Below are 15763 nucleotides of genomic sequence, written 5' to 3' on the forward strand. Positions count from 1 at the left end.
ATCACCGCCGGTTCGGAATTACACCGAGTCCCGCCAGCGCGTGGTGGGTACACGGGAAGTGTTACACGCCGGACGGGGGGTCGCGCCACCCGGGCGTGGTAGTTCACAGCAACAGCGCACGAATCAGGTAACCCCGCGCCGGCGGTCCACCGCCACGTACGAGCCGGGTTGGCTCTTGGCCACCGTCTTCATCTCGGAGGCGACCGCGATCGCCTCCAGCGGGTCGGTGAACCGCTTGCCGGAGTCGGAGAGGGACACGCCGATAGAGAGGGTGACCAGGGCGGCCCGTCGGATGTTGCCCCGGCGGTCCTTCAGCTCCACGTAGCCGCGCGCGGCGTCGACCGGGTCGTAGAGCGAGTCGGCGGCCTTCTCGAAGTCGGCGGAGACCCGGGAGGTGAGCGGCCGGACCTGCTCCGGGGCGCAGACGATGACGAAGTCGTCCCCGCCGACGTGCCCCAGGAAGGCCGGCGGCAGCCCGACGGAGACCACCGCCCGGTGCAGGCTGCGGGCCAGGGCCGAGATGAAGTCGTCGCCGCGGACGAAGCCGTACCGGTCGTTGACGCTCTTGAACCGGTCGATGTCGATGTAGCCGACGGCGTAGTCGACCCCGCTGCGGACGCGGTCGGAGATCTCCCGACGGATCCGGCTGTTGCCGGGCAGCCCGGTCAGCGGTGAGACCTCGCGGAACTCCTTGTTGCGGCGCAGCGTGGAGCTGACCCGGGCGACCAGTTCGGCGGTGTCGAAGGGCTTGACCAGGTAGTCGTCGGCGCCGGCGCTGAGCCCGTGCACCTTGTCCACCGTCATGCCCTTGGCGGTCAGCATGATCACCGGCAGGGCGGAGGTCATCGGGTCGGCGCGCAGCCGCCGGGTCAGCTCCAACCCGTCGATGCGCGGCATCATCAGGTCGACCACCGCCAGGTCGGGGCGCTGGCGCTCGATCACCTCGAGCGCCTCCTGCCCGTCGCTGGCGTGGATCACCTCGAAGCCGTGCAGCCGGAGGTTGAACGCGACGAAACGCGCGATGTCCTCGTCGTCGTCGACGACGAGGATGACGTCCGGACGGTCCCCGGCCGGTTCCACGTCAGGCTCCGGGGGCGGCGCGCTCCGCGAGTGCCCGCAGCTTCCGGACGGCCTCGGCGGGGTCGTCGGCGCCGTAGACGGCGGTGCCGGCGACGAACGCGTCGGCACCCGCCTCGGAAGCCTGGGCGATGGTGTCGGCGGCGATGCCGCCGTCGACCTCGATGCGCAGTTCGAGGTGGCCGGCGTCGACGTGCCGACGGGCCGTACGCACCTTGTCCAGCAGCTGCGGGATGAACCGCTGCCCGCCGAAGCCGGCCTTGATGGTCATGATCAGCAGCGTGTCGAAGCTCGGCAGCAGCTCCAGGTACGGCTCGATCGGGGTGTCCCGGTCGATCGCCAGCCCGGCCTTGGCCCCCGCCGAGCGCAGGTCCTTGGCCAGGGCCACCGGGTCGTCGCACGCCTCGGCGTGGAAGGTGACGTTGTACGCCCCGGCGTCGGCGTACCCGGGCGCCCACCGGCGCGGGTCCTCGATCATCAGGTGCACGTCGAAGGGCAGCTCGGTGGCGGCCCGCAGGCTCTGCACCACGGGCAGCCCGATGGTCAGGTTGGGCACGAAGTGGTTGTCCATGACATCCACGTGCAGCCAGTCCGCGGCGTTCTCGACGGCACGGACCTCCTCGGCGAGGCGGGCGAAATCGGCGGCGAGGATGCTGGGCGCGACGATCGGCGGCGGTACGGTCACGGGGCCAGTGTACGAACGCGGCCGACGACCACCCGCAGCGCGCCACCACCGGGACACCCGGTGACCCGGCAGTGACCAGTGGTGCAGAATTGGTCCTCCCGGGTCGGCGAAACCGGACGAAGGGCCATCCGCGACTGGCCGGACGACCGAAACGCGGCAAGACTCCATCAGGGACGGTGACGTGAGCCGTACGCCCGCGCGGTGGCCCGGCGGCGGTCGACGCGTCAGCTCCCGGGAAGGGCGGACGATGCGACGGTGGCTCGCGGCGCTGGCGCTGGCCGGCACGCTGACGGTCCTGCTGTCCGGCTGCGTACGACCGGGCGGCTCCGACGGCGACCTCACCGACGACTGGCCGGCGCTGCGGGCGCCGCAGCTGTTCGTGCCGGCCACGGACGCCTGCCTGCCCCGGATCACCGCCGTCGTGCAGGCCCGCACCTACGAGGCGGTGGACTGCTCCCGCAACCACCTGGCCGAGACCGTGCACGTGGGCAGGTTCGCCGGCCCGGCCGCCGACGGCGACCGGCCCGAACCGGGATCCGCGACCCTGCGTCCCGCCCGCGCCGAGTGCGACCAGCGCGCCCGCGAGGTGCTCGGCGGCGACTGGCACGCCGCCCGCGTCACGCTCACCGTCGCGCTGCCCTCCGCCCCCGCGTGGCGCGGGGGCGCCCGCTGGTTCCGCTGCGACCTGAGCGAGACCGGCAGCATCGACAACACCCGGCCGGTGAACCGCACGGGCAGCCTGCGGGGCGCGATGATCGGCGACTCCCCGCTGCTGCACCGCTGCTTCGACCCCAAGCTGATCGGCGACAACCTGAACTACATGGCACCGGTGCTGTGCACCGAACCGCACCGCGCCGAGTTCGTCGGCGTCTACCTGGAGCGGGACATCACCTGGGCCGATTTCGGCCGGTCCCACCGGCAGGCGCACACCCGCTGCATGGCGCTCATCGCCGCCTTCGCCGAGGTGCCCAACAACAGCGACCTGCCGTACCGGGCGGGCTCGATCTTCTATCCCCCGTCGCAGCGGGAGTGGCAGGAGGGCGACCGGGGGGTGCGGTGTTTCCTGTGGAGCGACGACCGGAAGCTGACCCGCTCCATGCGGGGCGCCGGCCCGCAAGGGTTGCCCGCGAGCTGAGCGAGGGTGCCGTATGCTGCCGCACCGTGGCGTGTCCGGCCGCCTCCGCGCCGGCGGGACCGCCGCGCTGGCCGCCGCCGGGTGCGGCCCTCGAACGGCGGGAGGTCGGGATGCGACGGTGGTGGACGGCGGCCACGGTGGGCGCGGTGGCGGCCCTGGCGCTCGCCGGTTGCGGCACCCCGGCCGGCACCGACCGTGACCTGACCGACGACTGGCCGGCGCCCGCCGCGCCGCAGGCGTTCGTGCCCGCCGCCGGGGTCTGCCACGCCGGCGTGCAGGACGTCGGCTACCTCACCGCGTACCACCCCGTCGACTGCGCGGCGTCGCACCGCACGGAGACCGTGCACGTCGGCACGCTGACCGGGGCGGGGGCCGACCGGGTCACACCCCCGCCGGCCGGCTCGGCCGGCATGCGCGCCGCCCGCGCCGAGTGCGACGTCAAGGTCAACGAGCTGGTCGGCGGCGACTGGCGGGCCGGCCGGCTCGGGCTGACCGTGGTGCTGCCGTCGCCGCAGGCCTGGGGCGGGGGCGCCCGCTGGTTCCGCTGCGACCTGAGCGAGCAGACCAGCCTCGACGAGGCCGCCGCGAAGGCCCGCACGGGCAGCCTGAAGGGCGCGCTGAGCGGCGCCGCCCCGCTCGCCCACCGCTGCTTCAACCCGAAGACGCGGGCCGACGAGGTGCGGGAGATGGTGCCGGTGGCCTGCACCAGCAAGCACCGCGCCGAGTTCGTCGGCGTGTGGCAGGCCCCCGACACCAGCTACGACGACTTCAGCCGGGACACCCGGAAGGTGCACCGGGCGTGCCGGACGCTCATCGCGAAGTACGCCAGGGTGCCGGACAACGGCGACCTGCAGTACCGGGCCGGCTCGATCTACTACCACCCGTTCGAGCGGGAGTGGCGCAACGGCAACCGGGGCGTGCAGTGCTTCCTGTGGGTCAGCGACCGCAACCTCACCAGGTCGGTGAAGGGCGCCGGCACGAGGGGCCTGCCGGTCACCTGAGGCCCGGGGCGGCCACCGCGGATGGCCGCCCCGACCCCTGCCGCGCCTAGCTGGCCTGGAGCGTCACGTCGTCGATGACGAAGCTGGTCTGCAACGAGGCGTCCTCCGTGCCGGTGAACTTGAGCGTCACCGTCTGTCCCGCGTACCCGGCCACGTTGAACGACCGCTGCGTGTAGCCCGCCGCCGCGTTCAGGTTCGAGTACGTCGCCAGCGTGGCCGTCCCCACCTGCACCACCAGCCGGTCGTACGCGGTGCTCGTCGTCGTCTCCGCCGTGTCGACGTGCAGCCAGAACGACAGCGTGTAGCTCGCGCAGCCCGCCGGGATCGTCACCGACTGCGACAGCGTCTCGGTCCGCGTCGAGCCGTACCCCAGCAGCCACGCCTTGTACGAACCCGTCCGCGCCGGCTGGCGGGTGTCGTTCGTGATGACACCCGACGAGGCGGTCCACGGCGACGAGCCGGTCTCGAACCCACCGTTGCCGATGAGCTGCCCACCGGCGCAGCCGCCGCTCCCGCCGACGGTCAGGGTGTAGCTGGCCGAGCGCGAGACGCCGCCGGAGCCCGCGCCGGTGACGGTGAGGGTGTACGTGCCCACCGGGGCGGAGGCCGACGCGCTGACCGTCATGGTGGCGGAGCCGCCGGAGGTGACCGACGACGGGCTGAAGGACACGGTGACGCCCGCCGGGGCGCCGGTCGCCGACAGGCCGACCGTCTGGGCGGTGCCGCCGGTGGTGGCCGTGGCGACCGTCGCCGTGGTGGACGCGCCCCGCTGCACCGAACCCGACGTCGGGCTCACCGCGACCGAGAAGTCGTTGGTCCCCGTGCCCACGGCGAGCTGCCAGATGGCGTACGCGATCCCGTCGGCGCTGCGGTTGAGCACCGTGGCGCTGACGTTCGAGGTGGTGTCGCAGGACCGGTGGTAGCACGGGTCGTACGCCGAGCCGGACGTGCCGCCCCACTTGGCGGCCTGCGCCGAGGTCTTCCGGGCGCTGGCGCCGGCTGCGTACCCGGAGGTCGGGATGCCGGCCTGCTGGAACGAGTAGTCGTCGGAGCGTCCCTGGCCCTCGACGTTCTCCTCGGGCTGGATGTTCAGCGAGTCCCAGTACGCCTTCAGCGGGGCGGCGGTGGTGGAGGTGATCCGGTTGATGAAGTAGCCGCCGTTGGTGGAGCCCACCATGTCGAAGTTGTAGTAACCCTTGACGTATCCCCGCTGGGTGGCGCTGAGGGAACGCACGTAGAAGTCCGAGCCGTTGAGGCCCTGCTCCTCGTCGGTCCACCAGGCGAACCGGACCCGCTTGGTCATCGTTGGGTTCTGCCGGGCCAGCACCAGCGCGTTCTCCAGCAGCGCGGCCGAGCCGGTGGCGTTGTCGTTGATGCCCGGGCCGGCGGAGACGCCGTCGAGGTGCGCGCCGAACATGACGACCTGGTCGGCGGGGCCGCCGGGCCACTCGGCGATCAGGTTGTTCGACCGGTAGGTGCAGTCGGTGCAGACCTGCTCGGTCACCGTGTACCCGGCGGCCTGGAGCTTCGTCTTGACGTACGCGACGGAGGCCGTGTAACCGGCGGACCCGGCCCGCCGGTTGCCGCCGTTCTGGGTGGCGATGCTCTGGAACTGCGTCAGGTGGGCCTGGACGTCGGCGATCGCGATGTCCGGCGCGGCCAGGGCCTGCGCGGCGGGCGCGAGCACGCCGGCGGCCGGGGCCGCCGACGCCGGCGCGACGGTCGGCGCCGCCATGCCGCCGGTGACGACGGCGAGCGCGAGGCCGGCGGTCAGGATTCTTCGTTTCATGGACGCTCCTCGATAGGTGGCCGCCTGATGATGCCACCGTGGAGCGCGCTCGTGGAAGCAGACGAAAGGGCGACGCGTCCCGCCGCGCCCGCGTACCGCCGACGGACCGACGGGCGTGGTGTCGTACCGGTGGGCAATCATGTGTCGACGTCCGCCGGAGGGGGAGAGACGATGATCGGCACCTTGTGGACCGTCGCGCTGGACACCCGTGACATCGCCGGCCTGGCGAGGTTCTACCAGGAGCTGGCCGGGTGGCGGCAGATCTACGCCGAGGACGACTGGATCACGATGACCACCGACGACGGCTGGCGGGTGGCGACCCAGCTCGCGCCGGACCACGTGGCACCGAGGTGGCCGGATCCCGCCCGCCCCCAGCAGGCCCACCTCGACCTGCGCGTGCCCGACCTGGCGGTGGCCACCGCCCGGGCGCAGGAACTGGGCGCGACGCTGCTGCGCCGCAACGAGCGGTGGCACACCCTGGCAGACCCGGCCGGGCACCCGTTCGACCTGTGCCTCAACGCCGACGACCCGCGCACCACGCTCGCGGGCGTGATGCTGGACTGCCCCGACGCCAGGGCGCTCAGCGTGTTCTACGCGGAGCTGCTCGGCAAGCCGGTGACCTACGAGGGCGACGGCATGGCGATGATCGGCGAGGACGGCGCCCAACCGGTGCTGTTCCAGCAGGTGGCCGACTACTCGCCGCCGCGCTGGCCCGACCCCGCCCACCCGCAGCAGATCCACCTCGACGTGCGGGTCGACGACGTGGCGGCGGCCGAGGCGGCGGCGCTCGCGCTCGGCGCCACCCGCCTGCCCGGCGAGGGGGACAACTGGCGGGTGTACGCCGATCCCGCCGGCAAGCCCTTCTGCTTCGTCTGGGACCTCGACCAGGCGTGAGGGGTGCCCTTCAGGGCCCGACGGTCACCGTGCGCGGGCCACGGCCGCGGCACGCCCGGTGAGCGGGCCACGGCCGTCAACCCCGCGTCGCGGCCGGACGAGCCCGTGGGGAGCCCCGCTCAGGTGCGGCGAAGCATCGCGAGAAACATCGCGTCGGTGCCGTGCCGGTGCGGCCACAGCTGCACGGTCGGCCCGTCGCCGAGACCGGGCATGCCCGCCGGCAGCAGCGGCCGGGCGTCGACGAAGTCGACGGGCACCCCGGAGCGGCGGGCCGCCTCGGTCACCGTCACGTGCGTCTCCACGGTGTGCGGGGAGCACGTGACGTAGGCGACCAGCCCGCCCGGACGGGTCGCGCGCAGCGCCGCGGCCAGCAGCTCGCGCTGCAACCGGGTCAGCGGCGGCAGGTCCGAGGGCTGGCGCCGCCAGCGGGACTCCGGGCGACGGCGCAGCGACCCCAGCCCCGTGCAGGGCGCGTCGACGAGCACCCGGTCGAAGTGCGCCTCCGGCAGCTTCGGGTCCGCGCCGACGGTGCGGCCGTCGGTGTGCAGCACGGTCACCGGCAGGCCGCGGGTGGCCTGTTCGACCAGCCGCGCCCGGTGCTCGGAGACCTCGACCGCGGTCAGCCGCGCGTCCCGCTGGGCGGCCAGGGCGCCGAGCAGGCCGGACTTGCCGCCCGGGCCCGCGCACAGGTCCAGCCAGCGCCCGTCCGGGCCGTCGAGCGGGGCCACCGCCAGGGCGTTGGCCACCAGCTGGGAGCCCTCGTCCTGCACGTGGGCACGCCCCTGCGCGAGCGCCGGCAGGTCGCCGGGCGCGCCACCCGAGAGATAGACCGCGTACGGGGAGAAGGCCCCCGGTGCGCCCCCGGCCTCGTCGGCCAGCTCCGCCGCATCGGCCAGCCCGGGCCGGGCGCACAGGTGCACCGGCGGGCGCTCGTTGTCCTCGATGAGCAGCCGGGTGGTCTCGCCGAGGTCGCCGCCGAGCGCCTCGGCGAAGGCCCGCACGATCCACTGCGGATGGCTGTACGCCAGGGCCAGGTGCCCGACGGGGTCGCTCTCCGCCGACGGGGCCAGCTTGGTCACCCAGGCGTCGGCGTCGCGGCCGGCGACCTCGCGCAGCACCGCGTTGGCGAAGCCCGTCGCGCCGGGGCCCACCGCCCGGACCAGGTCGACGGTCGAGGAGACCGCGGCGTGCGCCGGCACCCGCGTGTGCAGCAGCTGGTAGGCCCCGATCCGCAGCGCGTCACGCACCGGCGGGTCGATGCGCTGCACGTCCCGCCCGGCGGCGTCGCTGAGGATCGCGTCGAGGGTGCCGAGGTGGCGCAGCGTGCCGTAGGTCAGTTCCGTGGCGAAGGCGGCGTCCCGGCCGACCAGCCCCGCGTCGCGCAGGAGTGACGGGAGCACCAGGTTGGCGTACGCGTCGTCCCGGTGCACCGCCGCGACCGCCTCGTAGGCCACCTGGCGGGGCAGGTCGACCGTCGGGCGGGCCGGGGGGCGCCGGCCGCCGTCGCGGCGGTCGCCGCCGGCCCGGGCACCCCACTGGCCGCCCCGCGCCGGCCGCTCGCCGCGCTGGCCGCCCGAGGGACGCTGCTCGCGCCCGAAGCGCTCACCGCCGAAACGCCCGCTGTCGGAGCGCTCACCACCGGAACGCTCACCGCGCCGTTCGCCGTCGGAGCGCTCACCGCCCCGTTCGCCGGAGAGACGGTCGCCCGAGGGCCCTTCCGAAGTGCCCGTCACGCGACTTCCTCCCCCGCGGCGACCCGGACGCCCCGCGCCCAGTCGGTCGCCGGCATCGCCCGCTTGCCCGCCGCCCGGACCTCGCCGAGCCGCACCGGGGTGGTGGCCGTGCCGGCCAGCACCCGGGACTTCTCCACCAGCAGCTCGCCCGGCTTCAACTCCGGACCGTCGGGCACCGGGGTGACCGGGCCCAGCTTGACGCGCTCGCCCCGGAACGTCGTCCACGGGCCGGGCGCCGGGGTGCAGGCCCGGATCCGCCGGTCCACCGCGAAGGCGGGATCGGACCAGCGCACCCGGGCGTCCTCCACGGTCAGCTTCGGTGCCAGCGACACCCCGTCGGCGGGCTGCGGCTCGGCCCGGGCCGTGCCGTCGTCGATCGCGTCGAGGACGGCCACCAGCAGGCCGGCGCCGGAGTGGGCCAGCCGCTCCAGCAGGTCGCCGGACGTGTCGGTCGGACGGATCTCGTCGGTCAGCGTGCCGTAGACCGGACCGGTGTCCAGCCCCTCCTCCAGTTGGAACACGCTCGCCCCGGTCAGCTCGTCGCCGTGCAGCACGGCGTGCTGCACCGGCGCGGCCCCGCGCCAGGCGGGCAGCAGCGAGAAGTGCAGGTTGATCCAGCCGTGGCGGGGAATCTCCAGGGCGGCCGGCGGCACCAGCGCGCCGTAGGCGACCACGGGGACGCAGTCGGGGGCCAGCTCGCGCAGCCGGTCCTGGAACTCCGGCTCACGCGGCCGGGCGGGGGTGAGCACCTCGATCCCGTGCTCGTCGGCCCACGCCCCCACCGGGGAGCGGGACAGCCCGCGACCGCGCCCCGCGGGGGCGTCCGGCCGGGTGACCACGGCGAGGAGTTCGTGACGGGAGGCCGCCACGGCGGCCAGGGCGGGAACGGCGACGGCCGGCGTACCGGCGAAGATCACGCGCACCGGCTCACCGACCCAGGCCGAAGGGGCTGCCGGAGGCGTGCGGGTTGAGCTTGACCGTCGGCGGGGTGGCCGGGTCGTACCACTCCGCCTGGCGGATCGCCTTCATCGCCTCCTTGCGCCCGGCCGGGTCCAGCCGGTCCACGAAGAGCACCCCGTCGAGGTGGTCGGTCTCGTGCTGCACGCAGCGCGCCATCAGACCGGTACCGACGATCTGCATCGGGTCGCCGTAGCCGTTGAAGCCCTTGGCGATCACGTTCTGCCGGCGCTTGGTGTCGAAGTAGAGGCCGGGGATGGACAGGCAGCCCTCGGGACCGTCCTGCTCCTCGGCGTCGGGAAACTCCAGCACCGGGTTGACCAGGTGGCCGACCACGTCGTCGACGTCGAAGGTGAACACCCGCAGGCCCACACCGAGCTGCGGCGCGGCGAGGCCGGCGCCGTTCTGCTCACGCATCGTGTCGGTCAGGTCGGCGACGAGCTTGCGCAGCTCGACGTCGAAGTCGACCACCGGATCGGCCGGCGTGCGCAGCACCGGATCCCCGAACAGACGGATGGGCTGGACGGTCACTCGGCATGGCTCCTTCGGCGGGCGGACTGGTGCCGTACCAGTCTACGGAGTGCCGTCGGCCGCCCCGGCCGGCGTGCCGCGAAGCGGGGCGGACCGTTGCGTGTCGATGGTCACGGGGAGACTCTCGTAGCCGCGCAGGACCAGTCGGGCCCGGTGCCGCGGCGGGGCGGCCAGGGCGAGCCCGGGCAGTCGGCGCAGCAGCAGCGGGAAGGCGACCTGCGCCTCCAGCCGGGCCAGGCCGGCGCCGAGACAGTAGTGCGGGCCGGCGCCGAAGGACAGCGGGTGGCTCTGCGCCCGCCACGGGTCGAAGCGTTCCGGCTCGGGGTAGCGCCGGGGATCCCGGTTGGCCGCGGCGAGCAGCAGCAGGATCCAGCCGTCGGCGGGCACCTCGACGCCGCCCACGGTGACCGGCGCGCTGCTCAGCCGGGTGGTGAGCTGCACCGGCGGGTCGTAGCGGAGCAGTTCCTCGACGTACGCCGGGGCGAGCTGCGGATGCCCGCGCAACGCGTCGGCCGCGCGCGGGTGCGCCAGCAGCACGGCCAGGCCGTTGCCGAGCAGGTTGGTGGTCGTCTCGAAGCCGGCGACCAGCAGCACCACCAGGTTGGCCAGCAACTCGTCGCCGGAGAGCCGCTCACCGTCGGCGTCGTGCACCTGCACCAGCGCGGTGGTCAGGTCGTCGGCCGGCCTGCGCCGGCGGGCCGCGACCAGCCCGGCGAAGTAGTCGCGCAGCTCGCTCGCGCCCCGGTCGGCCACGGTCAGCTCGTCCGGCGTGATCACCGGCTCCAGCACCCCGGTCAGGTCCGCCGCCCAGCGCCGGAACAGCGGCCGGTCCGCCGCCGGCACGCCGAGCAGCGCGCAGATCACCCCGACCGGCAGCGGGTACGCGAACTCGGCCAGGAAGTCGACGGGCTCGCCGCCGGCGCCCCGCTCCGCCATGGCGTCGGCCAGTTCCTCGGCCTGAGCCGCCACCACGTCCCGCAGGGCGGCGATCCGGCGGGGGGTGAAGGCGCCCGCCGCCAGCCGGCGCATCCGGCTGTGGTCGGGCGGGTCGGTGCGCAGCATCGACCGGGAGATCGACGCGATGGCGGGGCTGTCCCGCCAGCCCGGCATGAACCGGTCACGCAGCGCGTCGTCGAGCACCCCGACCCGGGGGTCACGCAGCAGCTCGTCAGCCTCGGCGTAGCCGGTGACCGCGTACATCGCCGGACCGGCCTGGACCACCGGCCCGAGGGCGCGCAGCCGCTCGTACGTCGGGTAGGGGTCGATCCGTCCTCCCGGCGACATGAGCAGCGCGACAGCATCGGCGGCGTCCATGGTCAGCCTCCCGTCCGTGGCCGAGAGACCTCATCATGCCCCGGGCGGCGACATCCGGCTGCCCCCGTTGGGCGGGTGGCGCACCGGCCCACGGGGACCGGCGGCGACGCTTCCTGGCCCGGGCGGCACGGGGCCGTGCCCGGCTCAGACGCCGGTGCCCGGCTCCCCGGCCAGGACCGCGTCGCCGCCGAGCAGGGCGTGCTCGGGCAGCGGCAGCTCGATCTTGTGGGCGGCCTCCCAGTCGTGGATCAGGCCGGGCCGGGCCTGGGCGGCGAAGTAGTCCACCGCGCTCATCCCACCGACCACCGGCTCGTCCACCTCGGCGACGAGCTGGGCCGGCACCAGGCGGAAGCCGTTCTGCAGGGCGGCGCTGAGGCGGCGGTGCCCGTCGACGACGAAGAAGTACTCGCCGGTGTAGCCGATCCGCAGGGGCTCCAACGCCTCGTCGCCGGCGGCGGCCACCTCGCCGACGAACTCCGAGTCCCACAGGTCGCGCAGGTGGGCGATGTCCTCGGTCGGGTAGACGCGGGCCGGGTCGAGCAGCAGCAGCGGCGGCGCGTCGCGCAGCACGTCCGCGCACAGCCGGCCCTCGTACGCGTCGATGATGTGCTCGATGACCTCGGAGGCCGAGGCGCGGGTGGTGTCGCAGATCAGGTCGTAGTTGCGCAGCCGGGCCTTGTCCACCCCGTAGCGGACGATGAACCGGCCCCGCTCGCTCTCGCTGCGCTCGCGCAGCTTGGCCTTGGCCTCCTCCATCGAGGCGTAGCTCTCGGCCGGGCCGGAGGGGCGGGCGAGCACCCGGCGGGCCGCCTCGCCCGGCTCGGTGATCATGTGCACCTTGAGCGCGTCGGTGAAGAAGTGCCAGGCCAGCCGGGAGTCCATGACCAGCCGCTCGCCCGAGGCCGCGATGTCCCGCTGGAGCTGGTCGACGTAGCCGTCGACGGCCTGGTCCAGCTCCGCGTGCAGGTTGAGCTGGAGCGCGGTCATCTGCCGCTCCTGCGCCATCTGGCGGTAGAGGTCGCCGACGCTGACCCGGCGCAGGCCGAGCCGCTCGGCGATGACCACGGAGACGGTGCTCTTGCCGCTGCCGAGGTCACCATTGAAGACGATCGACTGACGAACGGTCACGACTGGTCCACCCCTGATCACCGGCTGTTTGGAATCATCGACACCGCGCCGAACCGACGCGCTCCCGCCATCGTCGCGCGATCCTGCGACGACCCCGGCTCGGCGCGTCCGGCGCCGCGCCGCGACCTGGAGCCGTCGTACGCCCGGGCATGACGGGCGATGCTATCACCCGCGTGTCGACACACCGCCGGACACGGCGTGCGACGACGGGCCAGGTCGGGCGGTGGAAGCGGCGCCGGACCGGCCGGGACGCCGGTCAGAAGAGGGCCAGCGGGTCGACCTGGAGGCGGACCGGCTCGGCGGCCTTGCGGGCGGTGCGCACCCCCGCCGCCGAGTGCAGCGCGCCGGCCAGCGCGCCGGCCCGGGCCCGGGGGACCCGGACCAGCATCCGCTCCCGTTCCCCGTCGGCCGGCACCGGCCCGAGCAGCTCGGCCTCCGCCGGCAGCCGGGCCTCGGCCAGCAGGTCGGCCACCGCGGCCGGCAGGCCGGTGACGCTGGCCATCCGCACCGCCGGCGGGAAGCCCAGCTCCCGCCGTTCGGCCAACTCCCGGGCGGCGAACCAGCCGGCGTCCCAACGCAGCAGCGCCTGCACGGGGGCGAGGGCCCCGTCGGCGACCACCACCACCCGGCCGCCGGCGGAGGCGGGACGGGCCAGCGCGGCGGCCGCCAGCCAGCGGCGCAGCGCCTCCTCCCCCGCCCGCAGGTCGGCCCGGGTGAGCAGGGCCCACGAGTCGAGCAGCAGCACCGCCCCGAAGCCGCCCTCGGCGACCGGCTCGGCCCCGGGGGTGGCGATGACCAGGCCGGCGCCGCCGGGGACCGCGGCCAGCACCTCCTCCCGCCCGGAGGTGCGCACCGGCACGCCGGGAAAGGCCCGGCCCAGCTCCTCGGCGGTGCGCCGGGCGCCGGTGACGGAGGCGCGCAGCCGCCGCCCGCCGCACTCCGGACAGGCGTACGCGGCGGCGACCCGCCCGCACCAGCGGCAGGCCGGGGTGCCCTCGGCAGAGGGCAGCGCGAGCGGGCCGGCGCAGTGCGGGCACCGGGCCGGGGTGCGGCACTCGGCGCAGGCCACCGAGGGCAGGTAGCCGCGGCGGGGCACCTGGACCAGCACCGGCAGGTCCGCCCGCAGCGAGTCCCGGGCGGTGGTCCAGGCCAGGCTGGGCAGCCGGGCGGTGGCCGCCCCGGGGTCCCGGGCCAGCTGCGGGTCGTCGCCGGTGGGCGCGATCGCCGGCATCCGGGCCCGGACGGTGGCCCGGTCGGCCACCACCTCCCGGGCCCACCCGGTCTCCACCAGCAGCTGCGCCTCCGCGGTGCGGGTGTACCCGCCCACCAGCGCTGCGGCGTCGCCGAGCTGGGCGCGGGTGAGCAGCACCTCGCGGGCGTGCGGATAGGGGGCCCGGGGCTCGGCGTGCAGGTCGTCGCCGTCGTCCCAGATCGCCACCAGCCCGAGCCGGGCGACCGGGGCGAACATCGCGGCCCTGGTGCCCACCACCACCGCCACGTCGCCGCGCCGGGCGGCGAGGAACGCCCGGTAGCGCCGGGCGGGACCGAGCGCGGCGGAGAGGCAGACGTGCCGCCCCGGGCCCAGGGCGTCGTGCAGGGCGGCGTCGAGGCGGTCCAGGTCGCGGTTGTCGGCGACGACCACCACCGCGCCCCGGCCGCCGGCCACGGTGGCGGCGACGGCCTCGGCGTACCGGGCGGGCCAGTCCTCCCCCGGCAGCGCCGACCAGACCGCCCGCGGGGCCCGCCCGTCGGCGAGCGCCCGCAGCAGGGCCGGCCCGGCCGGGTAGTCCCGCCAGGCGTCGAGGTCCACGCCGGGAACGGCGGAGTCCACGCCGGGAACGGCGGAGTCCACGCCGGGGACGGCGGCGCGGGCGCGGACGTCCTTCTCCACCCGGGCGTGCCGGGGCGGAACGGCGAGGCGGAGCACGTCGGCGAGGCTGCCGGCGTAGCGGTCCGCGACCGCCCGGGCCAGCCGGGCGACCTCCGGCGCGAGCACCGGCTCGGGCGAGACGACCTTCTCCAGGTACGCCAGCCGGCCGGTGTGTCCCGAGTCGTCGGCCCGCTCCAGCAGCCAGCCGTCGACGAGCTGCCCCGCGAAGCGGACCTTCACGCGTACGCCGGGGACGGCGTCGGCGTCCAACTCGGCCGGAACGAGGTAGTCGAACGGGCGGTCCAGGTGGGCCAGGGGGACGTCGACGCAGACGCGAGCGACCGGCGACCCGTCCGCGGGTCGCCGGTCGCTGCGCCTGGTGCCGGTCAGGCTCCCGCGGCCGACTTGAGGTCGGCGGCCCGGTCGGTGCTCTCCCAGGTCAGGTCCGGCAGCTCCCGGCCGAAGTGGCCGTAGGCGGCGGTCTGCTGGTAGATCGGGCGGAGCAGGTTCAGGTCCCGGATGATGGCGGCCGGGCGCAGGTCGAAGACCTCGGAGACGGCCTTCTCGATCGAGGCGACCGGCACGGTCTCGGTGCCGAACGTCTCGACGAAGAGGCTGACCGGGTGGGCCTTGCCGATCGCGTACGCGACCTGGACCTCGCACCGCTCGGCCAGGCCGGCGGCGACCACGTTCTTGGCCACCCAACGCGTCGCGTACGCCGCCGAGCGGTCCACCTTCGACGGGTCCTTGCCGGAGAACGCGCCACCGCCGTGCCGGGCGTAGCCGCCGTAGGTGTCGACGATGATCTTGCGGCCGGTGAGGCCGGCGTCGCCCATCGGCCCGCCGATCTCGAACCGGCCGGTCGGGTTGACCAGCAGCCGGTAGCCCTCGGTGTCTAGCCCGAGGCTCTCCAGCTCCGGGGCGATGACGTGCTCGCGCACGTCGGGGGTGAGCAGCGAGTCCAGCGAGATGTCCGCGGCGTGCTGGCTGGAGACGACCACCGTGTTGAGCCGGACGGGGCGCAGCCCCTCGTACTCGATCGTGACCTGGGTCTTGCCGTCGGGGCGCAGGTACGGGATCGTGCCGTCCTTGCGGACCTGGGAGAGCCGCCGGGCCAGCCGGTGCGCCAGGGCGATCGGCAGCGGCATCAGCTCCGGCGTCTCGGAGCAGGCGAAGCCGAACATCATGCCCTGGTCGCCGGCGCCCTGCGCGTCCAGCGCACTCTCCGACGCCCCGGTACGCAGCTCGAAGGCGTTGTCGACGCCCTGCGCGATGTCCTCGGATTGGGCGCCGATGGAGACGCTCACGCCGCAGGAGGCGCCGTCGAAGCCCTTCTTCGACGAGTCGTAGCCGATGTCGAGGATGGTCCGGCGGACGATGGTCGGGATGTCGGCGTACGCCTTGGTGGTCACCTCGCCCGCGATGTGCACCTGACCGGTGGTGATCAGGGTCTCCACGGCGACGCGGCTGCGTGGGTCCTCGGCGAGCAGGGCGTCGAGGATGCCGTCGCTGATCTGGTCAGCGATCTTGTCCGGGTGGCCTTCCGTGACCGATTCGGAAGTGAAGAGGCGGCGTGTCACGGCACTCCTAAATTGTGGAAGTCGTTCCGCGGCAGTGTAGTCATCCGCGTCAGCGCCTGGCCTCTTCGG

13 protein-coding genes are annotated in these 15763 nt (G+C 74.7%); 3 read left to right on the top strand and 10 right to left on the bottom strand.

Annotated elements, in window-relative coordinates:
- Positions 1–123 precede the first annotated feature (123 nt).
- Entirely contained in the window at positions 124–1080 is a 957-nt protein-coding gene (locus ACFHW0_RS21620) for a response regulator (protein WP_121395205.1), read from the bottom strand.
- 1 nt (position 1081) lies between these two features.
- Positions 1082–1762 carry a ribulose-phosphate 3-epimerase gene (gene rpe, locus ACFHW0_RS21625; RefSeq protein ID WP_121395207.1) on the bottom strand — a complete coding sequence of 227 codons (681 nt, stop codon included), beginning with the start codon at positions 1760–1762 and terminating at the stop codon, positions 1082–1084.
- Positions 1763–2009: 247 nt separating this feature from the next.
- Between rpe and ACFHW0_RS21630 the strand changes: the two genes are divergently transcribed.
- Both ACFHW0_RS21630 and ACFHW0_RS21635 read left to right on the top strand, forming a co-directional pair.
- Complete coding sequence (locus ACFHW0_RS21630) at positions 2010–2897, top strand: septum formation family protein (protein WP_416610304.1); 888 nt, start codon at positions 2010–2012, stop codon at positions 2895–2897.
- A 110-nt stretch (positions 2898–3007) separates the two neighbouring features.
- Entirely contained in the window at positions 3008–3898 is an 891-nt protein-coding gene (locus tag ACFHW0_RS21635) for a septum formation family protein (RefSeq protein ID WP_416610305.1), read from the top strand.
- Positions 3899–3944: 46 nt separating this feature from the next.
- Here ACFHW0_RS21635 and ACFHW0_RS21640 read toward each other — a convergent pair whose 3' ends face one another.
- The gene (locus ACFHW0_RS21640) at positions 3945–5687 is read right to left on the bottom strand and encodes a M28 family peptidase (protein WP_416610307.1); all 1743 of its coding nucleotides are present in this window, start codon (positions 5685–5687) and stop codon (positions 3945–3947) included.
- Positions 5688–5858: 171 nt separating this feature from the next.
- On the opposite strand from ACFHW0_RS21640, the gene ACFHW0_RS21645 reads away from it, so the two are divergent.
- Positions 5859–6581: a VOC family protein gene (locus tag ACFHW0_RS21645; protein ID WP_416610309.1), complete on the top strand. Its 723-nt coding sequence runs from the start codon at positions 5859–5861 to the stop codon at positions 6579–6581.
- Between the two features lie 119 nt (positions 6582–6700).
- Here the strand turns inward: ACFHW0_RS21645 and ACFHW0_RS21650 are convergent, their stop codons facing one another.
- From ACFHW0_RS21650 to metK, 7 genes are all read right to left on the bottom strand, one after another.
- Entirely contained in the window at positions 6701–8314 is a 1614-nt protein-coding gene (locus ACFHW0_RS21650) for a transcription antitermination factor NusB (RefSeq protein WP_416610311.1), read from the bottom strand.
- Positions 8311–9237, bottom strand: a complete 927-nt coding sequence (fmt, locus tag ACFHW0_RS21655; protein ID WP_416610313.1) for a methionyl-tRNA formyltransferase — start codon at positions 9235–9237, stop codon at positions 8311–8313. Before fmt ends, ACFHW0_RS21650 begins: the two co-directional genes overlap by 4 nt.
- Positions 9238–9241: 4 nt before the next feature.
- Complete coding sequence (def, locus tag ACFHW0_RS21660; RefSeq protein WP_121395221.1) at positions 9242–9802, bottom strand: peptide deformylase; 561 nt, start codon at positions 9800–9802, stop codon at positions 9242–9244.
- A gap of 42 nt (positions 9803–9844) precedes the next feature.
- Positions 9845–11116 (bottom strand): cytochrome P450, encoded by a 1272-nt coding sequence (locus tag ACFHW0_RS21665; RefSeq protein WP_416610316.1) that lies wholly within the window; start codon positions 11114–11116, stop codon positions 9845–9847.
- A 144-nt stretch (positions 11117–11260) separates the two neighbouring features.
- A complete protein-coding gene (locus ACFHW0_RS21670; RefSeq protein WP_416610317.1) occupies positions 11261–12244 on the bottom strand; it encodes an AAA family ATPase in 984 nt (327 codons plus the stop codon).
- A gap of 256 nt (positions 12245–12500) precedes the next feature.
- On the bottom strand, positions 12501–14504 hold the full coding sequence (locus tag ACFHW0_RS21675) for a primosomal protein N' (RefSeq protein WP_416610426.1): 2004 nt from the start codon (positions 14502–14504) through the stop codon (positions 12501–12503).
- A complete protein-coding gene (gene metK / locus ACFHW0_RS21680; protein WP_091632919.1) occupies positions 14501–15694 on the bottom strand; it encodes a methionine adenosyltransferase in 1194 nt (397 codons plus the stop codon). Before metK ends, ACFHW0_RS21675 begins: the two co-directional genes overlap by 4 nt.
- Positions 15695–15763: the final 69 nt, after the last annotated feature.

The organism is Micromonospora sp. LOL_025 (assembly GCF_048060285.1).
Classification (GTDB): domain Bacteria; phylum Actinomycetota; class Actinomycetes; order Mycobacteriales; family Micromonosporaceae; genus Micromonospora.